Below are 22,437 nucleotides of genomic sequence, written 5' to 3'. Positions count from 1 at the left end.
AGTAAGGAGTTGGCGTTGACGTAGGCTCCGTAATCAACGCCTTCTGATCGGCAACTTAAGATAGATAAATGCAACCAAGAGCGCAAGAGCGAACAGACAATCGGGTGCTTATCATCATGTCGCGCCGGCAGTGCCCGCCTTACGGAAGAGGGGTTCCGTCAAATTCTGGTAGAACCAGATTTGTCTGATCGGGCGATCTCGGTCGGAAAAAAGTGGCGGACGACCGTACCGGCGAAAGGGCGCCGCCTTCCAGATCCACCGCGTGAGCTACAAGAACTTTGGTCGACGTTAGCGGCCCATCAGGAGCTGCCCGTCTTTTCGCCTCTGGAAGACCGAAACCCTTCTCCGGAGTGGTGGCTTGTTTGTCTCGAGCTGATGATGATCGCGGATGAGGCATCAAAAAATATTGGTTTTCAAGGCGAGAATCCATTCTCCGCTGTCGCCCGTGGAGGGTATGTCAGCGAAGACATCGTAAGTGGCGAGGTCTTTAGAAGAATTCAAAGGGGGCCGTTTTCAATTTCCACCGCGCCGAGGATGTGGTCTGCGTACGACCAAAGTCGCGCACGCCGACAGTCGGATGTACGCTTCGATCGTTAAGCCACAATCTCGCGCTTCTTCCGCCAAGAGGTCAGGTTCGCGTTCGGTGGGTAGAACCGATTGTTCGGGAGGTTGAAGCAACTGGTGATAACAGTCTCTCCCTATTGCTCATGCCGTTGCCGTTGCCGTTTCGCGTGGCCGATGAGGTGTTTCGGCCGGTTGGAGAGCACAGTGAGGGCGGATGGGGTTGGTTCGATGCCGACCAGATCTGGCTACCCCAAGACAACGATCGGTGAAAGCGGGCGGCCTTCATCGAATTCGTAAAGGATCTAGTGTCTCGCGCACGGGATCGCGGCGACCGAGTTGATGGCGTTGTGTTTCCGGAGTTGGCACTAAACTTTGCCCAATTTCGAACACTGGCGAGGGCGCTTGCAAATGATACTTGCCAACCCGGAGTTACCTCAGTCGGCTCCATGGCCAGAGTCGCCAATGGAAATTACCGCTTCAAGGCTTAGCTTAGTAGCCATACTTATCGAGGCGATCTTTGAACGCCCTTTCGCCACCTTCCATCGTTGAGGTTATGACGGAGCAGATTGACGGAGTCTCGATTGCACCGGTGCATTCGAAGTACCGCTCACCGTGCCCATCGACATCCAAATGCCCGACGAGTTCGCTTGAGCCGTTGACAACGATATTGGCGTTGTGGCTGGCGAAAAGCAGCTGCCTCTTTTGCTTGGCCACATGGAGCTTGTCTGTCAGATCCGCAATGATCTTGTTGTCGAGATCACCCTCCGGTTGATCGATGATAAGCGGACCCCCAGGCTGCTCCAAGAGCATGAACAAAAGCGCAGCGGCGCGCTGGCCTTCCGATGCTTTCTCGAAAGCGATTTCCTTACCGCGGTCGGAATAGGAAAGAGCAATTTTTGGCTTGGGTAGTGCGACCGAAACGGCTTCGATTCTTGTTGTGTCTAGTCTTTCGAGCAGAGCGGCTCGTACTCGCTCGGTATCGCCGATTGTTTTGAAGAGGTTCGGCGCGTTGGGCATCTCTTCGCCGGTGCCGGAGCCCACCTGTCTCCAGTAGAGCAGAGCCAAGCCCTCGGTTCTTAGGTAGTCAAGGACCTCGAAAACCGATGATGATGAGAGAATGTCGTCCAATTCTTTTAGACGCGTGCCTTCCTGTGAACCTGTCTTACTCGCGATCAAATCGATCGCGTCGCGCACCTCCCCGATATCGGCCTCAGGCTCTACTACTGCTTTGATTTTTCCGTTGGAGAGTTTTTCGATCTCCAAGGCCCATTCCACCGTACGTTCGGCGCGGGCTCGAGACAAAGATCTGAGCGCCCCTAGCCTCTCTCGCAGCCCTTCACTCGGGTCGCCGTTACCGGAAATTCTTGCTTCTAAGTCGCCAATCTGATTGGCCACCTCGGCCTCTTCCTCGCGCAACTGGATGATCTGAGCCGTCACGCTTTTATGCGCTCCCAGCTTTTCGAGCACACCGTCCCGAGCGGTGCGCAGGCTCTTAAGTTCGTCGGCCCAGTCAGTTTCGGCGCTTGCAAGGGCCCTGCGCTCATCGGCTATTTGCTTTTTCAGCCCCGCAACAGTCGTGCTGAAGGTTTTGAACAGCGCGGAGTAACGCGCCCGCACCTCATCCGCTTTGTCAGCGATGGGAGCACTGAGGTCGCGCTCGCTCGATAGCTCGGCCGCCATCGCGTCCAGATCGGTGGCGATCTGCGCCGCGTGCTTTGAAGCTTGCATGCGCTTTGTCTCAAACTCACTGGCACGATCATATTCGTCGACCTTCGACTGATCCTCGGGAGAAAGGGTCGGCAAGGTTTTTTGCAAGGCAGCAATGCGCTGAATCAGAGCATCGCGGCGCGTAGATGTCTTTCGCAAGTCGGCGACAAGGCTCCAGTGCGAGATGAGCGATTGAATCGCGCTCCGAACAGCATTCTTCGCGTTCTCGATGTCGGCGTTCGATTTGTCATCCTCCCGCTTGTAATTTGCGTCAACGAACTGGAGGAGGTCTGAGAGCGGTGTTTGCTCGCCGGTTTGCTTTCCAATTTCAGCAAGCTCCCCCTGACTATAGACGACTGCAGGAAAAAGCGCGCGCAATTCCTTTGTTGTCAGCAACTGCGTGGTGCCGTTGGGGTAGGTAATCTGAGGCTGATATGATGTCCCTGGTCCCCTTTCCACCTTGAACACAGCGCCGTCCTGTATGAGCGTGACGGCTATTTTGGCGCTCTTGGATACAACCGTCTCGTTCACGAGATCGTGCATCCGCTGAGTGCTCGAATAATGCTCGCGCTTTACATCGTAGCAGCTGCGCCCAAGCCCGAAGGCGACATATTCAAGAAATGAACTCTTGCCGCTCCCGCGGCCTCCGATAATTGCGTTCAGCTCCGGGCTGAGCGGCAGAGTCATATCTGCCAGGATTGCGGACCCAGAGTAGACAATCTCGGAGACAATCAAAGAAGCGGTTTTCGGCGCTTCGATGGTGATGCGCGAATTGTGGGCAAGGAATGCCTGACGCACTGCTTCGGCAGTTGGGGCAGCAAGCTTTATCCAAGCATTGTTTGTTCCCAGTGTAGCGAAGTCTTGCGACCGAGAATCGGAGGTGGGGAGCGGATAAATTTGCCGATCACTCCATGTGGGGTCCCTGCCTGACAGCCTTGCCTTGTTTTTCGATCCAAGTGAATCAACGGTTTGACCTGCATCGAGGTATCCGCCGACACAAGCCATCCTTTTGAAGTCCGCATGGGCTTTGTCGACCAGGACGGTGTGCGAATTGCCCTGTGAGAGATTTGGCAGGACGATAAATTTACCACCGAAACCGGGGATACCATTCAATTCTGCCGTTATGTCCGCGTAGTTCATGGTCAGCTGCGTCACCGGCGGCGCCTTCGCCGCTTTCTCGTCCAGTCCTGCGTAGGCGATCGAAAGCTTGGCCTGTGCCGTCTTCCACCAGTCTTCAGACAAATCGCCATCAAACAGGATAAGACATTGCTTCCCGCCGATCGCCGTCAGCTCCATTCCAGGGAAAAGCCAGAGATCGAAGTTGGGATCGACTGCCTTTAGCGCCGCAATTTCACGCTGAACGTAAGGTACCATGATCATCTCGTGATGATCGGTTAGGGCGACCGCTCCAAGTCCTCGCTCCACGCATTTCTGCACAAATTGCTCGGCCCAGATTTTGCGCGCGCCATCAACGTCACCGGCGGTTGCAGGAAGACCGGTCGCGGGGTTGGTTTCACCGATGCCGATTGTGCGGTGACCAGTCCAATTCGGATCACGCGGGGTATGCACCTGAAAATCACATTTTCGCCAACTCGCGTAAGTCAATGCCCCCTCCTCTGATCTCCAACCTCATTCAGCGTAGCCACTCGAGCCGGCAATATGGAGCTACCCCGCCAGTCTTGGTTTTTGGCGAACCGGGCGACGCTGATCGCTTTGGCCACAGATGGATTGATCGTTATCCCCTACGAAGAAAGAAGACGCCCTCTCATGAAGATCTCCATTTCCTGATTTAGGAGATCATCGTAGCGCTCCGAAAGCTCATCCAAAACTTCGATCATCCTCATCTGCCCGATCGACCAGATGGCCAAGCCGCGATCGCCGAACGGCCCACCGATTGTCTCCTCGACAATGGCGATTGCTTCAGACTCACCCAGTGGACGGTTCAACTTGGCGCAGAGATAGGCATAGGTGGCTGGAAACTTTTCTCGGATCGCTTGCCAAGACTCCTCTGTCACTGACGGCGCCTTCAGCGCTGCCCTGCTTATAAGCCATCCTTCTCCGGCACGCGCGATTAGTTCGGGCAGTGCATCAGCGATACTCATCTCCGAGGCGTGTTGAATGAAGAGCTTGGCCGCCAGGGGAGTGTGGGTTGCACGCCACTCTTCCAAGATAAGATCAACGTCCCGTAACAGGTCGTCGCCGCTCATCGCCTTCAGCCATCGATTTGCAGAACTTAAGTTCCCGCGATCAATCCAGCGATCGAGAAGTACTTTCCGCGCGCTGGCGGAGAGATAGGGATAGATTGCCGATAGTAGGCCCTCTTTTCTGGGTTCAGCGCCGCGACCGCTGGAGGTGTGCGCGATCAAGTCCTTACTCAGCTTATCCAGCTCACTGGTGTTGCCGCCGTCTTGACCGACGCGAAGCAAACGTGTGCGGAAAGCGCGCGCGAGCACGTGATCGGCCTCGAGAGTTACAAGTGTCGCGGTGCGCAGTTCTTCCGCGGTCAGGCAGGCGATATAGGCGTGAAGGAGATTGCGCCCGAAATCATCCTGCATTTGCCTTGAGCAGGACTCTATCCGGGCCAGCTTGGAGGCCAATCTCTCATCGACCGTTACAACAGCTCCGCCATCAACCGCGCGGGCTGTCATGAGGACACCAGCCCTTTCGCGCTATTCTTGCGATCGACCGCTCTCGCTTCACCGAAGACGTTCGCGAACTCTGGTGGCAGCGTCATTATTGTGCTTCCTTAAGCCGTTGCATGCTCATACCGCACCGTCCAGTAGAAGTGTCTGTCAGGCTCTGGTGATGATCATCGGCCAAGAACATTCGCGATCAGTCGTGGTGTCGCGGATGGCAGCCGAAATGGGTTCAGACCATTCTTTCGGTAAAACGAGAGAAGTCTTTCTCGACCGGCACTTCCCCGTTCAAGCGGAAGAAATCGCAATGCGTTTCGACGGAAAACCTTGTCGCAGGTATCATTTGAGAGACCGCAGTCGTTCCGAAGGAAGGCATTGATACTCCCGATATAATGATCGTAGCCGGCCTCCTTGCCGAGCATGATCCAGTCGCTGCCGTAGAGAATGTGGGCGCAGCCAGGATCGAACGCTGCTATCCATTTCTTGAACGACGACGCCATAAATGCCCGTTGCTTGGGGCCAGCAGTCAAGACCTCGGACAAGTAGCTTATGTCAGCTACGACGTTTCGCTGGGAATTGGCTTTGATGTACTCTCCAAGCCGCCATTCCCAACTGCCTTCTGGTAAGGGAAGCGTCTCCCGACCGGCCGATTGAGCGTCAAACCTACCAAAATGTGCGATGCAGACCCTCAAGGCGGGAAACGCTTCGAATACAGGAATCCAATAGGCTGGATCCCCTCGCTTTTCGTAATTCGGACCAGAGCCGTTCGAAGCATAGCCGTGGGCAAGGATTGGTGCATCGAGCTCTACACAGAGTTTGTAGAGATCCCACAGCGCTGCATCGAGTTCTTTGTTCGGCATAAACCCGAGCGCGTCGACGGTCCGCTTCGGATAAGGAGGTTGGTTGCCCGATGGGCGAAATCCCATTGGCGGGTATAGCTTCACGCCGATGAAGCCGTGATCAACTAGGGCTTCCCGCGCTGTTGCGAGCGAGCTCACCTTCGTCTTGTGAACTCGGTAGGCGACTTCACGGAGTGGATCGAAGCCCATGTAGCCGTGGAGAACCGGACCGGACCTGGCCTTCGCCATTCGCTGGGAAATCTTGTCCAACACCACCATTTGGCGCGTGAGCGGAGAATTATCCACCGTTTCATAGAGCCAGAGATCATAGTCAACGAGCGCCGGCGTCAACATCAACGGTTCAAACCCCTGTCGGCTCGTGTCGGACACTAGCTTTTCGACTAAAACATGTCGGTAAAGCCGAAATAGGCTGAACCAGTTCAGATATCGGCTGATAGGGCCGATGTTCTGAAAGGCCCGTTGGCTGGCGCTGCGTGCTGCCATTGGCGTGATAGACTGATTGGCCCGAAGGGATTTGATCTGGTCGGCCAGCATGAAATTGAGGAAGCTTTCCTCCGGAGACGCCTGCCGTTTTTCTCGCTCAGCTTCCGCCATCACGCCGACACGCTCTCTCCAGCGGTGATCGACACTAAGTAAAAATCGCGCGGTGTCTTCGATAGCAGCTGCGCGCGCCGTTTCGACGGACAATGCACTCGGTCGGGCATTCTTCCCGGTTGATAGAAACGTGATCTCTTCATCGGCCGTCGGCGCCTTGTCGGCGCGGAGAAGGTGCAAGAGCAATTCAATAGCTACATCGGTCGCGTCGCGGTTCCCTATCGCCAAGGCCCGATAGGCTTGCTCGGGATAATCCTCGAAAACAACCTGGCGCAGAAAGCGCGCGGCCGGAAGATCTGATGCGTTGAATACGTGGCAATGTGCGTCGATGATTGGAACGCCTGCACTATTGGCGGACGGGCCATCGGTCGTACACCCCGTAGCGAGTGCAACGGCCGACAACGACGCCTGCGTCAGAAAATCACGACGTAGCATGGAAGGTCCCTCAATCCATGATCGGATGCAATCATAAGCCGAGGCGATACGCAAGGACTTCTCGTTAGAGTGCTCGCGCTAGCGAACGGAAGATCGTCTGCATCGTAAGCCGAAATCCACGCAATACATAACTGCTGCTCGTCCCGGCCAGGCGGCTCCCTTCAAAATAGTAGCGGTGAGTAAAGACTCTACCGCTTGACTCCAAATAGAAGAAAATTAGACTACAGAAAACTAGGTAAGGTTGTATCGTTATGGTATCTCTGCGTCGCAGATACAATCGGACCTCCACGCCTGCGCAGGCAGACGGTACCGCGATACTTAAAAAGACACTTAGGCATTGCCAAAAATCTGCCTCTTCATTCTTAGGTCTGTTCGGACAGCAATTATCGGTAGCTAGCAGCAGGTCGATTGCGGCGGCTCTAGTACATCGACGATACGCGGACGGGCTGCATCCCCGATGTTGGCAGCCTTCATGTCAACGTAGTCGCCGACGTCTTACTCATTTAGCTCTTCCGAATACGGGATCTTATGTTTGGGCAGTGTTCAATTGACGGCCTCGCAGGAAAGCGCCGCCGGCGGATGGACCCTCGACTTCAGTTCGGCGGCCGCGTTGCCTCGTCTCGGCACATGACGACGTGCTTCGACCTTTCCAGGTTAAGAGTCGAAAATTCAAAGTAATGTGGGGGAGGAGAATGGAAAAGCCGCATTTTTTCGAGGGGATGGAATTCGGTGGAGACCAGGTCGATCCACGCGCGATTGTTCGTGGTGGAGCGCAAACAATTGAAACGGAGCTCACGTTTCCGGAGCCTCCGGTAATTCCTGGCTGCACATACCTGCGGCCGGGCCAGGTGGCGTATGATGAGCGCATCAAGACAATCTACAACGCACGTACGTTAATGCGGCCGGCGTTGTTCGCCTTGTGTGAGACAGCGTCTGCTATCTCAAAGATCATTTCTTGGGCGCGGGACAAGGGAGTCCTCTTTGCATTGCGAGGCGGTGCCCATTCCTACGAAGGATTCAGCGGCAGTTCGAGCCTCGTTATCGATATCGGCAAGATGAAGCAAATCTCTTTCGATAAAATCAGCAAAACCGTGACCGTCGGCGCGGGTGCAAGGCTTGGAGATATTCAAGCGGTCCTCAAGGGCACAGGCTATGCGCTCGTCTGCGGCACTTGCCCTACCGTCGGAATCGCCGGCCATATTCTCGGCGGTGGCTATGGCTTCCTTGCGCGAGCTTACGGTCTTGCTCTCGACAGTCTAACGAACATTCGACTGATTGATGTAAAGGGAAACATAGTTGTCGCCAACGCTTCGACCAACAAGGATCTCTTTTGGGCATCCCGCGGTGGAGGCGGAGGTTCATTCGGGGTGGTCTTCGAATTGACGATCCGTGTTCATGCTGTCGACACTGTGGACGTGTTTTCCGTGGGGTGGTCGCTGCCGAGGGACCGCGCCGCAAATATTGTTGATGGCTGGCAACAATGGGCGCCTCACGCAAATAAGGGCATCACAGCGCTCTTGAAAGCTAGCAAAGCGGCGAGTGGCCAGAACGTCTCTCTCAGGTGTATTGGGCAGAGCATCGCCGCCCGCTCAGAGCTTGAGAAGGGGCTGAAAGCCCTTGAAGCGATCGAAAAACCGACGATACCGCGCAGCATCAAGAAAGTTGCGTTCTGGGATGCATTTCAGAAGTTCGCCGGCAGTGGAAGGGACCCTTATTACCAGAAGGAGCGCTCGGACTTTCTGCCTTCACTGAACGCGGCTGGAATCAAGCAGGCGCTTCAGCAGATCGTCGCGCAGCCCTCCAGCGACATCGGCCTGATCTTCAATGCGTACGGCGGGGCGATCGATGATCTCGGAGAGGACGCAACGGCCTTCCCGCATCGCTCGAGCGTCAACTACATGGTTCATTATTACGCTGGTTGGGACGATCCGACACTGACTAGTAAGAAGATGGCGGCCATGACCGCCTTTTACAACGGGATGCGGCCATTCGTTCCTGGCAAGGCCTATGTCAACTATAGCGATGCGCAGCTTTTAGATTTTGCGACCGCATATTGGGGTAACAACCTCGCACGTCTTAAGAATATCAAACGGACATTTGATCCGAGCAACTTTTTCCGATTCCAACAAAGTGTACCGCTGACCTAAACCCGGGGAGGGGAACCATGACAGGAATTTCCTCGACAGCTTATCTACCATCGCCCGATTTCACATGCGTGCCACCCGGTTGCGAATACGTTGCCGGCGTACGACCATTTCGCTCGAAGTCGTACCGTCTCGAACACAACACCATTGGCAATAAGTTTGTGATCCACAACTACGGTCACGGCGGTGCCGGAATTTCGATGAGTTGGGGATGTGCCGACGCCGTCACCAAGATTGTTAGGAATTACTCATCTCCTGCAGAGGGCAAATCCATTGCCATCCTCGGCGGTGGCGTTATGGGTCTTACCGCGGCCACTCTGCTTGCGCCCGACTATAAAGTGACTATTTATGCTGACCGGCTAACATGCACGACTTCTGATCGAGCGGGCGGTCAATGGGCCCCCTCGGTCGTAGAGTACGGCAAGGGTGATGCGACCGCCGAGGCCAGATTCGCCGAGATCCTGCGTACAGCCTATCGCATGCATGAACAACGGATCGGCAAGGGGTTTGGAGTTTCCTACCGGATCAACTATACGAAAGCCCTAAGTGATACCTTTGCGAAGGTGCCGCTCGACGTAATCCCGAAACCTGATCGACTTACGCCCCTTCCGTTTCAGCACATGGCCTCAGATGGCTGGGGCTATCACACACTCCTCGTCGAGCCGCCCATTTTCCTCCGAAGACTTCGTGAGGATCTGATCCGCCAAAGCGTCCAGTCAATACACAGGCTGTTTCACGATGTCGCGGAGTTGGCCACCCTCTCAGAACCAATCGTCATCAATTGCACTGGCCTGGGGTCAATGACCTTATTTGCGGATCGCGACATGGTCCCCAAGAAGGGGCAGCTCGTTCTGCTACCGGCTCAGCCCACGTTGCAATGGCTTTTCAGCGATGGCTCAACCTATGTTTTTCCGCGAGAGGACCGCGTTGTCGTCGGCGGGAGCTACGAAGTCGGAGTGAACGATGAAATCGCAGATCCCAAACGATGTGAAGATATCCGGCGGATGGCAAAGGACGTATTCGCGGGCAAACCATTGGCCCCGGAATTCTCGAACGCATCTTGGCTGATGCGCAACAAGTAGGGAGGGCGAGGCCATGGCATATACCGTTGCCGATTACATTATCCAACGCTTGAAAGAACAGGGCGTGGATACACTGTTTGGCGTCCCTTCTGTTTATTGCGCTCGCGTCTACGAGGCGGCTCGATCGGCCGCATTCAAAACGATTATCACCAGCAGCGATTTGGAGGCAGGTTATGCAGCCGATGGGTACGCTCGCGTCCGCGGCCTATCGGCTGTCGCCGTCTCCTACGGACCAGGCACCCTGAGCATCGTGAATGCAATTGCAGGTGCCTATGTCGAGCGTAGTCCGATCGTGGTGATCAACGGGGGGCCTTCCCAAAGCAACATCGACGATCAGAATAAGACCGGTGTCGTATACTCACATTCGATGGGCCAGCCTCATACAGACCAAGACGTTTTAGCCAATGTCACTGCATTCCACGACAGGGCCGGGGACGTCGCTCAGGCTAGAGCGAAGGTCGATACGGCTATTCAAACGGCGCTCGCAAGGAAGCTCCCAGTCTATATCGAGATCCCACAGGCCATTCTTGGCGTGACCTGTGCACCGCCCTCGGCAAATCTGAGTGTAACGGTACCCCCGGCAAACGCTGCCCAGGTCGCCCGTATGATTTTACAGGAGATCTCGGGCGCCAAATTCCCATTTTTGATCGTCGGAGTCGAAGTACAGCGTCATGGATTGGCAACTGACGTTCTTGCAATCATCGATAAGCTTAACATTAGCTGGGCGACCACGCTTCTTGAACGGACGACTATCGATGAAAGTCACGCCCTCTTTCAAGGCGTCTTCAATGGTGACAAGGCACCGGGGGACCTGAGAAAGAAGATTTGGAATGCGGACCTGATCGTATCGCTCGGCGCCGTGTTCGGATCGGGTCATGCGGCGATCATGGTGCCAAAAATTAAAAACAAACAGGTTATCCGGGTCTGGGATGGCAACGCTTACGTCAAGGGAGCCGCCGCAACGCCCACGGGCTTTTCCTCTCTGATCAGCGAACTGAAACAGCACGCGGTCGCCGGGGCAGGTCAAGCTCGCGAGGAGCGTTCGGACGATCCACCCTCCAGTAACGAAATGGCTTGGGACGGCGATCGAGATGATGCTTATAGCGCATCGCCCGAGCGGAGCACCTTTTCGCCCACCAGCGTTGCCAGATTAGGCATTTCCTACGACGATTTGTTCGATCAAATCGAGAAATATGTAACAAGCGACCCGAATTTCATGCTGGTCGCCGATACGTTTCTTGGGATTTATCCTGCCGCGCGCAAGCGTATGGCAGGACAAAACGTCTTTATGGCGAATGCGATTTGGGCGAGCATCGGTCATTCCGTGGGTGCCGGAACCGGCGTGGCCGCCGCGAACAGGAAGAGGCCATTCATCGTTTGCGGGGACGGCGGTTTTCAGATGACCGCGCAAAGCCTGTCGACGATGGCACGCTTCCATCTTAGTGCGATCACGCTGGTTGTTGATAATAATTTGTACGGTTACGAGCAATATTTGTTGGATCCAGGCTATTACAAGACACCTGGTGCCAGCCCATTATCCTATGCGACCTTGAACGATTGGGATTATGTGGGCGTCGCCAAGGCGCTTGGTATTGCCCAAGTCGCCAAGGCTACTACAGTCGCTGAACTGACCGCCGCCATCAAGGGGGCAACAGCGCAAATGGGACCGGCCCTTATACAAGTCTCTGTCGACCCTCGTTCTCTGCCCGCCGGAGTGTAGCGAATGGATTCAATTGAAAGTTGTGCCATTATGGCCGAAATCGAGTGTCAGCCTTCAGCACTCACGAACATCTGGTTGGCGAATAGATAAGGGGAAATTTCATGAGATCCATCAGCGCCGGAATAATTGTTCTAACATCACTTCTTTGCGGAATTTCAGGACCGTCTTTAGCCGCGACTGCCCAGAAGAAGACACCGATCAAGATCACCAAGGCATACAAAAGGGCGACGGCACAAGAGCAAAGTGCAGGAATCCAACTTATTCAAGGAAACAAGGTCGACATCACTCAGTCGGACTTGGATATCAATGGGTTAGTCAAATCAGAACGATGGTTTGGCGGAGCAAAAGCACCGAAGGACACGCTCTTTCTAATCAGAAAGAAAAATCTCGATCAACCCTTTCTCTGCATCATGATGAGGCTGGAAGATGAGAGCTCTCAATACGCCGGTTGTTTGCCAGTGGATGAGAAATACCTTCTGAAGGAAGCAAGCCCCGGCTTTCCCTTCGTCCTTACTAAGCTCAACGGCAAAGCCAAGACGTACAAATTCAATGGCAATGTTTACGAGTAAATCTCAATAGAATGTTGCTCAGGTTGCGATTTCTGCCCGAGCCGCTACAGCGATGGCCGGCGTGGCAGGGGCCATCGATTTCGTACACGGCCGTTCAGCAAGTGAAATCCGTCGCCGGCCAATCCGTTTCGCTCGATAAGCTCGGTTGGTTCCTTTTTTGCGGATTCAGTTTCCAATCAGAGACTTGGCTGAATTGGCAACATGTGCCGAAGGTTCGATTCCGTTCACATCAAGAGAGTGAGCCACCCGCAGCCCGCGTTTACGTGAATGCGATATACTCTGATGCGACCGAGACCACCAACCTAAGACGATAAACACACTCCATTGCGGCGGTCGCGGACAGATTGCGTTCGAGGGAAGGCAACCAAACCTGGTTGCCTTCCCGATTCTTACCGGCGATTCTTGCGCCAGGGCGCATTCTTCTGCCAGTCGCCCGCCATGATGCTCCCGAACGGGATCACTTCGTCGACCACTTCGGCAAGGCCGTAATGTTCGATTTGTGCCCGCACATTGGCAGCACTCTTGTAGGCGCTCGGCAGTTCCGACACGTCGGCAAAGCCGGAGAAGAAGCGAACGTCGAGGCCGCTTGTCTCCTTCTCCAGGATGGCCGCGATGTTGTTCGGGCTGAGCCCACGCGAATCCGCTCCGTACTCCGCCGACAACTGCCGCATATGGGCACTGCGCGAGATGTTGCGGCCCGCACCATGTGGCGAGAAGCCGAGACCGTGAGCGGCATTCGTCCCGCGAACGATCAGCACCGGTTCCGCCATGTTGAGCGGAATGATGGTCAGATCGGTTGCATCGTGTGCCCAGTTATCAAACGCAGGCGTCGCGCCCTTACCGTGATAGAACAGTCCGTCCGACTTTCGGAAGACGAAGTTATGTTCGTTCCAGAAGCGGTCGGCGACCTTGGTCGACAGCTTTTCCGCCGCCATGTTGTGAAGGACATAGTGATTTTCCTTCGTCCACTGGCGGATCGTCTGCAAGGCCGACCAGTAGAGGTCGCCTTCCTCGGTATCCGCCGGGATCCAGGCATTCTCGCGGTGGGTCTCGGGCGAGAGCTGCTCGCGAAACCGGTTGGCGACCTTCATGCCCTTGTCATAGAGCCGTGCACCCGGAGCTCGCGATCCATGATGGGTGACGAGCGCGGTTTCGCCGGTCGACTTCATGGTGCCGACATAGGCGAAATGGTTGCCGTCGCCCTGGGTCGCAAAGTGTTCGATGCCGGCGCTCAGCGCTCCATCGCGCAGATAGGGGTTCTGCTCGAAAGCCGACAGCGTCACTTCCGAAGGCTTGAACTGCGCGCCGCGCGGACGGCCTCCCGGACCGAAATGCGTCACGGCATGCACGGCGTCCAGCAGCGATTTCGGATCGACGCCTGGAAAGATCGAGATGGCCATCGAGCAGCAGATATCGGCCGAATGCAAGCCGGGATGGATTGCTTCGGACGCCACCACTCCGCCGACAGGAATCGTGCCGACCGGCCCTGCTGGGCAAGCATCCGGCATGATTGCCGCGGAGCGGACGACCGGCGTGCGCACCAGTGCCCGCATTGTTGCGTGGACCTTTTCGACGTTATCCTGCTCAAAAGCGTTCTCGGCGCGGATGTTCGAATAGATCTCGATGTCGTTATCGGCCCGGAGGGCGAGCGTTGGCCCCGGCTGGAAAGCCTTTGCCGCTTCCAGCGCATCCGCCACCGAGCCGCCCTTGCTCAACACCGCGTTGGCGGCGTCGAGGGCTGGGCGGAACCATTTTCCCTGGCTCATGCCGGCATCGATCAAATCCTGTCCGCTCATTACCGTTGTCATTGTCTTTTCTGCGTTTGCAGTCCTTCTGTTAAGTTGCTTCTCTTCAGACACCGCTTGGGTGACGAACCTGCAGGGATCGTGGTAGTCGCTTCCTGTTGGTTCGTGCCAGATACATTTCAAGAGGCGTGCCAGTTTGGGGAAATGAACGTAAGCGCCGTTAGAAATTCTTATATCTGTTTGTTTTGAATGAGAAAAATGTTCTGCCTCCGTTGAAGAAGTCTACGGTTGTGGAATCTGACCTTGGAAGGATATTATCCTACTATCTAGGTTCTTATAATTTTGGATAGGGCATGAAGCGGCGCGTCGCCATCAGCATATTGGGAACGACCCTGGATGCGGGGAAATGGGACAATCGCTGGAATCGTTGGCGACCCACGGTCGCGCTTTGCCAGCAACCAGGTCTTTTCATCGATCGACTGGAGCTGATCCATGACAATCATGCGCGGCCTCTCAGCCAGCGTATCGTTGCGGACATTGGCGTGGTCTCGCCGGCGACGGAGGTGCGCGGCAATGTCATCAACTTCCGAGATCCCTGGGATTTCTCGGAAGTCTACACAAACCTCAGGGATTTTGCCCGCGGTTACAGTTTTGATCCCGACACGGAAGACTATCTCGTCAACATAACCACCGGCACGCATGTGGCGCAGATCTGCTGGTTCCTGCTGACCGAGGCTCGCATCATTCCCGGCCGGCTGCTGCAGCTTTCGCCGCCGCGCGATCGGGAGGCCGAGCAGGATGTTGTCGGCACCCACCGGATTATCGATCTGGACCTTTCCCGTTATGACGAGATCGCCAAACGTTTCGCGTCGGAACGGGAGGATGCAGCCTCCTTTTTGAAGTCCGGCATATCGACCCGCAATGCCGCTTTCAACAGGATGATCGACGAGATCGAGAGAGTGGTGATCCGATCGACTGCACCGGTTCTCCTGACCGGACCGACCGGAGCCGGCAAGTCGCAACTTGCCCGCCGCATTTATGAATTGAAAAAGGCCCAACGAAAAATCAGCGGACCTTTCGTTGAAGTCAATTGTGCGACATTGCGTGGCGACCAAGCCATGTCGGCCTTGTTCGGCCATGTGAAGGGCGCCTTTACGGGTGCGGCCAGTGAGCGTGCGGGCCTCCTGAAATCCGCCGACAAGGGCGTCTTGTTCCTTGATGAGATTGGCGAACTCGGCCTTGATGAGCAGGCCGTGTGCCTGCGGGCGATCGAGGAGAAGCGATTTTTGCCTGTCGGCGCCGACCGCGAGGTCGCGGCAGACTTCCAACTGCTTGCCGGGACCAACCGCGATCTCGGCGAAGATGTTCGCAAGGGACGCTTCCGCGAGGACCTCTACGCCCGGCTCAATTTGTGGACCTTCCAGCTGCCAGCATTGCGCGAGCGCAAGGAGGACATAGAGCCCAACCTCGACTTCGAACTTAGGCGCTATCTGGAGCGTGAAGGGGAAAACGTGACCTTCAACAAGGAGGCGCGTGAACGCTACCTGACGTTTGCCACAGGCCCGCAAGCCGTCTGGAGTGCCAACTTCCGCGATCTATCGGCCTCGGTGACGCGCATGGCGACGCTCGCGCCACATGGGCGTATTACCACCGAAGTCGTCGACGATGAAATCAAGCGCCTCAATGCGTTTTGGCGCCGCGCGACCGATGATAATGGGTCCGATGCGATCATTGAAGATGTGCTGGGCCCAGAAGCTGCCGCCCGCCTCGATCGTTTTGATACGGTACAGCTTGCGGCAGTTCTTCAGACCTGCCGGGAGCACGCGACGGCGAGTTCCGCCGGTAGGGCTTTGTTTGCGATCTCGCGATTGGAAAAGAAAAGCAGCAATGACGCAGATCGCCTAGCCAAATATCTCGCCCGCTTCGGCATAAGATTTGAGGACGTCAAACTACGATGATGGATGAGCCAGGGAGCCTTTCATCAAAAACGCCGAAGACGAGCTTGACAGGTTGGCCTGATCTAAAACCGTAATATTCTCAAAGCTGGCGCTATATCACGGCGCCAGCGAGACCAGATCAAGTAAGGCCGCCCTCCAAAGACTTGGCAGTCAAGGGTTATGCTGCCTCCCAAACCTGATTCAATATCTTTGCGGCCAGAGCGGCTTTGTCTTGTGGCAGGAAACGCCCATAATGCTGTTGGATCATGTCAGGGGTGTCCTGGATCGCATAGCTCGCCTGTTCATAGGAGCCTGTTAGCTTAAGAATATGGGTGGCCAGCACATCCCGAACATTGTGGGGACCGTGTGGCAGCAAGCCTTTGATCGCCCCGCGGCCGGTATAGGGATTGTAGATGCCGTATCGCTGAATGGCCAGCCGCCAGGCCTCATAGAAGGTGGTCTGGTTGTAGGAGGCCTCCGTGCTCGATTGCTTGACCGTCTTTATAAAGAAGGTGCCGGGATCATTGGCATTCGCCAGCAGAATGCGCCGGTGCCGATCGACGTAAGCATTGATGTAATAATAGAGGTCCAGCAGATCCGGCAGGACGAGGCGGAATGGCTTAGAGCCGAAGAAGGATGAGTTCGAATTCTTGAAGGCATTGGCCGGGATCAGGACCTCCCAGCCCTTGTCCCGATCGCTCCAGCGAATCTCGCCACGCTTCAGCTCTTCAAGTCGGCGCTCCGAGGTTGGAATATGCCCGCGAGGGCAAAGTAGGAGCTGCCGGAGGTTTTTCTGACGAAGCCCGAGATGGAGGCCGAGCCGCAGCATCAGAAACGATCGCACGGATTCGGCTGCTGCTCTCGGATATCGGTCCTTGTCCGGCATCCTGAGAAGGATCTCGTCCGTGATCTTTCGGTACTCCGCCAATGGGCTTGGCGCCTCGAGCACGCACATGATCGGTTCGAATGGATCACGATGTATGCGCATCACGCGCTGAATTTCCTTGATGCGGTTGCGCGCGTGGGTATGAAACGCGTCACAGCAGGCATGCCAGTCGCGCTTGGCAAAAGCGATCTCCTCTGCCGAGACAAGGCCTTCGATCGGAATGACCCTCTCAATCAGTTCCGGGTGCTGTCTGAGCCAGCCGGTCTCCTCGCGCGTGAGCGACAGGGCAATGCTCAGCATGTCGGCTTCCCAGGCCGAGTAAAATCCACGTCGGCGCTCGCGCCATTGCAGGTACCAGTCCCAGATACCGGGAAATACCAGAAGTCCGAAGGTGAGGGCACCCAGCGCAATTCCTCGTCCCGCGACCTGACCGTCAGGAGATGCCGCAAGGGCTCCGAACATGAGGCCAAGATGTTCCAACTTTTGCGATGCCGTTTCTTCGCCCCAGACGCTATTGCGCTGAAACCCAATTGCCGTGAGCGTCGATGTCTTGAACGAGATCAGATTCGCCATTTCGAGAGCGAGACGGGGAGGGGCATCAATGACGCCCGACAGCAAATCCGGATCACCAAGGTCGCCAATGGGATTATCCTGGCTTGAAGTGCCGCGTCCGATTGGGACCGATGACGCCCGTCCACCATAAGCCATTGCTGGAAAGCGGATTGCATAACGTTGTTTGATTGCCGCCGCCTGAAAACGGCGGTAGTCGGTTGCGCCGGTGATGATGACCCTGCGAACCCATTCGAGGATTTCCTGGCGCTTTGGTTTCGGCAGCCTGTTGAAATTGTCAGGAAGATGCCAGGCCAGCCGGCGGCGCTCCGCGGGAGAAATTTCCTCGTCGATCTCGTGGCCGGTGCCGGCGCGGGATTGATGCGGAAGCTTGGCCTTGAAGTAGCCCTTCGGCAACCGATACCGATGCTCGATACGATCCAGGATCTCGAAGCTGTCCACGCCGCGCGGCACCTTGGTGTCCTTCAGCCAACTGAGAAGAGTCTTCACATCAAAAGTGTCGTCAGGCCGCACAACAGCACGATGGAGATGATAGTAAGTCTCGCCAAAGCGTCTGATGTGCAATTCCAATGCTGCCTGAAACGAGACGGGTTCCGGATAGTCATCGAACAGCGCAACGGGGAATTCCTCAATCGGCTTGGGCCGTGCTCCCGGTTTTGAATTCCTCTTCGCAGAGCGACTGCCGCTGGCAGCTCGAGCTTTCGAGATCCGCGCGGAGCCCGACGATGAACTCGTGCCAATACGAGGTGTCGCGATGTTCGTGTTCACCCAGCGGATAATGGCATCGAAGCCGTGCTGTCCGACGCGCATCAATTTTGTGCTTGGCTTGGCAGCCAGCCGGCATGCCGCGGCGATCTCGGTCCAATCGACTGTTTTGCCCTTCATGGGAGGAAGGGCTTGATCGGTGACCAGTGCCAACATGTAAGCGGTCAAGCGCTTAAGCTCGGCCGGACTTACCAGTGGTGCCAGCCGGATCTCGCAAAAGCTTGCGATCTTGCGTTGAAAGGTTCTCGCCGTCGGATTCATGATCATTCAGGTTTCCCTTACAGATAAGATTCCAGCCCCGGGGCACGGCCTGCTAAGGAATGAACGTTAGCGAAGGCTTAAGATCGGGCGTTTTGGGACGTGGCGGAGATTGCGGTCAAGGTGTGGATTGGATCCAGACTAGCCGTCGCAAAGTCCGAGATCACCGGCAATCGACGGGGTCCCTGCTGTTCGAGAGCGCCACGAGGCGTTCCCGCTAAAAACGTGCAATTCCGGACAATTTGTCTTCGAACGAAAGACAGACATCATATCCGAAACCGATCTTGTCGTGCTAAGCATCGAACATGGGATTCGGAGTTTTCATTCATCGCTCGGACTCGATCTATGACGACAGTCCGGCTGAACAATATCAGTTTCCAAGCCAGTACCTCGGTCGTGTTCAAGGCTGCGTAGGGGATTGGATCATCTATTATGAGCCACGCAAGGTCGCCGCCACGCGTGGCTACTTCGCCGTCGCCAAGGTCGCCCAAGCCATCCCCGACCCGAAGATGGCGGGCATGTATCTGGCGCTGATCGAGCCTGGCAGTTATCTGGATTTTATCAATCCTGTTCCGTTTAGCGGTCCTGACGGGGTCATTGAGCGCGGCGTATTGAACGATGGCGGACAGATCTCGGGGCGAGCGCAATCGGCGGTGCGACCCATTTCCGCTGCCGATTTCAATCGCATCCTATCGGTCGGCCTGAATGAGCCTGAACCCGAACTGCCTCGGTTGGATGGAACCGAAACGGCTGATCTTACAAACGGATTTGAAGACGCCACTCAAACACCGTTCATCTTTGAACAAGAACGCCACCGTGTGATCCAGCTCTCGTCCCGCGCTATTCGCAATCGCCTGTTTCGACGGCTTGTTTTGCAGGCCTACGATAAACGATGCGCGATCACCGGACTGAAACTCATTAATGGTGGCGGCCGTGCTGAAGTCGACGCCGCCCATATCCGGCCCGTGGAGGCGAACGGACCTGACATCCTTAGTAACGGCATTGCTTTATCGGGTACAGCACATTGGATGTTCGATCGCGGCCTGATCAGCCTCTCGGATGATCTGGACATCCTGGTTTCGCGGCAGGCGAATGATCCGGAGAGCATAAGAGGGCTGATCAACAAGACCAGTAGAGCGATCGTGCCCTTACGACCTTCTGCGCGACCACATCCGCATTTTCTCCAGTGGCATCGCGAGAATTGCTTCAAGCAATGAATTGTGACGCGGGATCGGATGACGGCCCAAGGCCAATTCGTGGTGATTTCGAGCGATCTGTGCGAGAAAACGACGAATATTGCGGTCGCGCCCAGTTAAGTATGCAGATTAACTCAAAAAATGCGTAGAGGGTTCTTATGTTGGGTTTCTTCAAGAAAAGCGTCTGGCCCCCTAGCAAGCAGAATCCGCCTTGGGGAAGGGCTCAATCCATCCATGCCCATATCGCTGCAAATATTGACCCAATAAGGCCGACGGGATTGTCGGAAGAGGGATATCGGCTTCCCGATGAACCGGCGAGTGATCCGACTAAAATTTCATTCGCACCGGGTGCCATGGACGGAGTGATGAGCCACCACGGTGCTTCCAACAGCGAAGATCAGATTGTCTCGGAACTATATGCGGCGTTGAAGCGTGCTATCGAAAATGCGTCGGAAAGCAACATCAGGACCTTGTATTTATTGATCAAGGACGGTTCGGCCCTTGGTGTCATCGATGCGCTTATCGAGAGAATTCGGTCCCAAAGGGATTTGGACGTTGGCCGGCTCTATGAGATTGTGCATTGGTTCACCACGCATGCTCCAGACAGAGAGCCGGTGAAGTTCTCAATGGCATTGCTCGGCCTTCTCCGGGGAAATGATGACTCGGGAATTTTCCTGACGCTCGGCCGACATGACGAGTTCACGCTTTATGCTGCAGTCGCACTCTCTAGCTACGGCGAGAGAGTGCTGTGGAAGTTGGCCAAAATCGTTGAAGGATGGGGACGAATTCACACGGTCGAACGGCTTGCAGGCACAACTGATCCAGAAATCAAGGATTGGCTGATTCGTGACGGCTATAGAAATTCGGTGATGTATGAATATCTGGCCTGTATTTGCGCCAGAGCCGGTGATCTGCACATTGCGCTTCGGGCGGATCGAATAGATGACGAGCTGCTCAATTCTGCCGTCGAAATCGTCGATACGATGATAGCCGGCGATGGTGGGCCAGCTGAAGGATTGTCTGACTACGAGCATGGTTGCGCGGTGGTTCGCGCACTTTTGGAGCACGGAAACGGCACCTTTGCTTCCGTTTCGCACTATTCTTTTCTTTCTCGCTTTAGAGATTGGCTCAATGAGCATCAGTCGGGTAACAGGAAACTGGGGCACGATTGGTCAGCCGACGCTGTCGATCTCATATCCGCGAGTCTCTCCGACATGCTAGCCAAGGATCACTGGAAGCGGGAGATATCAAACGCTCTGGAGTTCGGGGACAAGCAACAGTTTTGGAATGCAAGCAGGGTATGCCAGCAGTTTGGCATCGATCCATTTCCTTATTTCTATGCCCGAACGGAAGCGGGCGAGGAGTATTGGTGGGATTTGATGCGTAGCTCGGGTCCGGAACGGATTGATCAAGTGCTGGAGCTTGGCTTGAACCGCATTCCACTCGAAAAAATTGCGACAGGCCCTGGAAACGAAATGGGCCTCGGCCCTGGATACTCAGCCCATATGGCCTTGGACCTCATTTTACAGGACCTCGAGAAGTTTCCTGGCAAAGGCTGGGCCTTTATTGCTGCGGGTCTTCAAAGCCCGGTGGTGAGAAACCGCAATCTGTCAATTCGGGCCGTATCCGGGTGGGATCGAAAAGACTGGCCGCAGGAAACCGTAGCTGCCTTAAATCGGCTGAAGGAAATTGAACCCAACGGTGACATACGAAGTCGGATCAAAGATTTGTTAGCGAAAGAAGAAGCTCAATAAACTGCGGAAAGTTTCAGCTAGATCAAGCTCTTGGCTCGCTGATAAAGCTCGCATAGAGGGAGTTTTCTTAATATCAGGGGTCGAGGGTCCTGATCCCTTCAAGAGCTCTAAGCCCAGAGCCTTAACGTGAATATTGACCAGAACGATGACGCCGTGTGACCTTGGGGTGGTGATCGAGATGACGCCGAGGCCGGCAAGCGAGGAGTGATCGACGCCTGCATCTCTAGGCGCGGCGCCTCTGGTTCCCACTGAACATGCCACCTCGGTAAACCTCCGCCGCAGGATCCATCGAGAACAGCAAGACGTCTGATTCAGCCCATGCGGTCAGATCGTCATATGCAGCGGTCGAAAATACGCTTTCCCCTTCCGATATGACCTCGCCCGCGATGGCGACCTTTCCACTGTAGACGTAGAGCAAGGTGTTTCTTCCAGTTTCCTCGGCCGGCAGCCGCAATTGGACCCCTTCGGTCATGTGCGCGTCAAAGACGCGGACGTCGGATCTGACCTTCAACGGTGCAGCGCTCGGTCCGGCGATGAGCCGCCAGCTATCGACGCTGCCTTCCTCCGGGAACTCATGGAACTGTACCATCGGCTCCAGATCGGGAGCGTTCGGTCGCAGAAATATCTGCAGCGCGCGCACCGGACGATCACCGAGCATCAGCTCTTCATGCTGGAAGGTATGCCCGGCGTTCATCATCATGAAATGTGTCTTGCCGAGCGTCTTTTCGTTTCCGACCGTGTCGCGATGGAGCATCTCACCGCTGCGAATGTAGGTCAGGATCTCATCGTCCCTATGCGGGTGCATACCGATGACATGACCCGATTGGACCTGTGCCCGATCGATCCTGCCGATCGGGCCGATACCGCTGTCGTCCGACGTCAGCGTCAGGCCGGGATAGAGGATTTCGACGCCGAGGCCTTGGCTGACGTTGCCGCGCATCCGGCCTGTCGGAACCTTGGTAATGGTCATGGAAGTGTTCCTTTCATCCGGGCGCGGGCTCGGCTTTCCCGCCCG

Annotated in this window: 13 protein-coding genes; 7 read left to right on the top strand and 6 right to left on the bottom strand. The window is 55.7% G+C overall.

Annotated features, from left to right (window positions below; genetic code table 11):
* Positions 1 to 1,053 precede the first annotated feature (1,053 nt).
* The 3 genes from FHT84_RS27285 to FHT84_RS27275 form a co-directional block, all read right to left on the bottom strand.
* Positions 1,054 to 3,876, bottom strand: a complete 2,823-nt coding sequence (locus FHT84_RS27285; RefSeq protein ID WP_210278967.1) for a TrlF family AAA-like ATPase — start codon at positions 3,874 to 3,876, stop codon at positions 1,054 to 1,056.
* Between the two features lie 137 nt (positions 3,877 to 4,013).
* Positions 4,014 to 4,919 (bottom strand): hypothetical protein, encoded by a 906-nt coding sequence (locus tag FHT84_RS27280; protein WP_183764993.1) that lies wholly within the window; start codon positions 4,917 to 4,919, stop codon positions 4,014 to 4,016.
* Between the two features lie 161 nt (positions 4,920 to 5,080).
* Positions 5,081 to 6,796 carry an amidohydrolase family protein gene (locus tag FHT84_RS27275; RefSeq protein ID WP_183764996.1) on the bottom strand — a complete coding sequence of 572 codons (1,716 nt, stop codon included), beginning with the start codon at positions 6,794 to 6,796 and terminating at the stop codon, positions 5,081 to 5,083.
* A 692-nt stretch (positions 6,797 to 7,488) separates the two neighbouring features.
* On the opposite strand from FHT84_RS27275, the gene FHT84_RS27270 reads away from it, so the two are divergent.
* From FHT84_RS27270 to FHT84_RS27255, 4 genes are all read left to right on the top strand, one after another.
* Positions 7,489 to 8,943, top strand: a complete 1,455-nt coding sequence (locus tag FHT84_RS27270; RefSeq protein ID WP_183764999.1) for an FAD-binding oxidoreductase — start codon at positions 7,489 to 7,491, stop codon at positions 8,941 to 8,943.
* 17 nt (positions 8,944 to 8,960) lie between these two features.
* Positions 8,961 to 10,022, top strand: coding sequence for an FAD-dependent oxidoreductase (locus FHT84_RS27265; protein ID WP_183765002.1), 1,062 nt, complete (start codon positions 8,961 to 8,963; stop codon positions 10,020 to 10,022).
* A 13-nt stretch (positions 10,023 to 10,035) separates the two neighbouring features.
* A complete protein-coding gene (locus FHT84_RS27260) occupies positions 10,036 to 11,742 on the top strand; it encodes a thiamine pyrophosphate-binding protein (protein ID WP_183765005.1) in 1,707 nt (568 codons plus the stop codon).
* Between the two features lie 101 nt (positions 11,743 to 11,843).
* A complete protein-coding gene (locus FHT84_RS27255) occupies positions 11,844 to 12,311 on the top strand; it encodes a hypothetical protein (protein WP_183765009.1) in 468 nt (155 codons plus the stop codon).
* A 389-nt stretch (positions 12,312 to 12,700) separates the two neighbouring features.
* Here the strand turns inward: FHT84_RS27255 and FHT84_RS27250 are convergent, their stop codons facing one another.
* Complete coding sequence (locus tag FHT84_RS27250; protein ID WP_183765012.1) at positions 12,701 to 14,107, bottom strand: RtcB family protein; 1,407 nt, start codon at positions 14,105 to 14,107, stop codon at positions 12,701 to 12,703.
* Between the two features lie 302 nt (positions 14,108 to 14,409).
* Between FHT84_RS27250 and rtcR the strand changes: the two genes are divergently transcribed.
* Positions 14,410 to 16,014 (top strand): RNA repair transcriptional activator RtcR, encoded by a 1,605-nt coding sequence (gene rtcR / locus FHT84_RS27245; RefSeq protein WP_183765015.1) that lies wholly within the window; start codon positions 14,410 to 14,412, stop codon positions 16,012 to 16,014.
* 157 nt (positions 16,015 to 16,171) lie between these two features.
* Here the strand turns inward: rtcR and FHT84_RS27240 are convergent, their stop codons facing one another.
* On the bottom strand, positions 16,172 to 18,481 hold the full coding sequence (locus FHT84_RS27240; protein WP_183765018.1) for a hypothetical protein: 2,310 nt from the start codon (positions 18,479 to 18,481) through the stop codon (positions 16,172 to 16,174).
* A gap of 296 nt (positions 18,482 to 18,777) precedes the next feature.
* Here FHT84_RS27240 and FHT84_RS27235 point away from each other — a divergent pair, with 296 nt between their 5' ends.
* Both FHT84_RS27235 and FHT84_RS27230 read left to right on the top strand, forming a co-directional pair.
* The gene (locus FHT84_RS27235) at positions 18,778 to 19,689 is read left to right on the top strand and encodes an HNH endonuclease (protein ID WP_183765022.1); all 912 of its coding nucleotides are present in this window, start codon (positions 18,778 to 18,780) and stop codon (positions 19,687 to 19,689) included.
* Positions 19,690 to 19,826: 137 nt separating this feature from the next.
* The gene (locus FHT84_RS27230) at positions 19,827 to 21,422 is read left to right on the top strand and encodes a hypothetical protein (protein ID WP_183765025.1); all 1,596 of its coding nucleotides are present in this window, start codon (positions 19,827 to 19,829) and stop codon (positions 21,420 to 21,422) included.
* A 223-nt stretch (positions 21,423 to 21,645) separates the two neighbouring features.
* Here FHT84_RS27230 and FHT84_RS27225 read toward each other — a convergent pair whose 3' ends face one another.
* Complete coding sequence (locus tag FHT84_RS27225) at positions 21,646 to 22,392, bottom strand: pirin family protein (RefSeq protein ID WP_183765028.1); 747 nt, start codon at positions 22,390 to 22,392, stop codon at positions 21,646 to 21,648.
* Positions 22,393 to 22,437: the final 45 nt, after the last annotated feature.

The sequence above is a fragment of the Rhizobium sp. BK289 genome (assembly GCF_014193575.1).
In the GTDB taxonomy this organism is placed as follows: Bacteria; Pseudomonadota; Alphaproteobacteria; order Rhizobiales; family Rhizobiaceae; genus Rhizobium; species Rhizobium tropici_C.
This window is presented reverse-complemented; position numbering and strand designations above follow the sequence as displayed.

Bases quoted from the DNA above. Each gene is read 5' to 3' on its own strand.
- FHT84_RS27230 (WP_183765025.1), top strand. From the start codon at position 19,827: ATGTTGGGTTTCTTCAAGAAAAGCGTCTGGCCCCCTAGCAAGCAGAAT.
- FHT84_RS27250 (WP_183765012.1), bottom strand. From the start codon at position 14,107: ATGAGCGGACAGGATTTGATCGATGCCGGCATGAGCCAGGGAAAATGG.
- FHT84_RS27255 (WP_183765009.1), top strand. From the start codon at position 11,844: ATGAGATCCATCAGCGCCGGAATAATTGTTCTAACATCACTTCTTTGC.
- FHT84_RS27270 (WP_183764999.1), top strand. From the start codon at position 7,489: ATGGAAAAGCCGCATTTTTTCGAGGGGATGGAATTCGGTGGAGACCAG.
- FHT84_RS27235 (WP_183765022.1), top strand. From the start codon at position 18,778: ATGGGATTCGGAGTTTTCATTCATCGCTCGGACTCGATCTATGACGAC.
- FHT84_RS27280 (WP_183764993.1), bottom strand. From the start codon at position 4,919: ATGACAGCCCGCGCGGTTGATGGCGGAGCTGTTGTAACGGTCGATGAG.
- FHT84_RS27265 (WP_183765002.1), top strand. From the start codon at position 8,961: ATGACAGGAATTTCCTCGACAGCTTATCTACCATCGCCCGATTTCACA.
- rtcR (WP_183765015.1), top strand. From the start codon at position 14,410: ATGAAGCGGCGCGTCGCCATCAGCATATTGGGAACGACCCTGGATGCG.
- FHT84_RS27275 (WP_183764996.1), bottom strand. From the start codon at position 6,796: ATGCTACGTCGTGATTTTCTGACGCAGGCGTCGTTGTCGGCCGTTGCA.
- FHT84_RS27260 (WP_183765005.1), top strand. From the start codon at position 10,036: ATGGCATATACCGTTGCCGATTACATTATCCAACGCTTGAAAGAACAG.
- FHT84_RS27240 (WP_183765018.1), bottom strand. From the start codon at position 18,481: ATGATCATGAATCCGACGGCGAGAACCTTTCAACGCAAGATCGCAAGC.
- FHT84_RS27225 (WP_183765028.1), bottom strand. From the start codon at position 22,392: ATGACCATTACCAAGGTTCCGACAGGCCGGATGCGCGGCAACGTCAGC.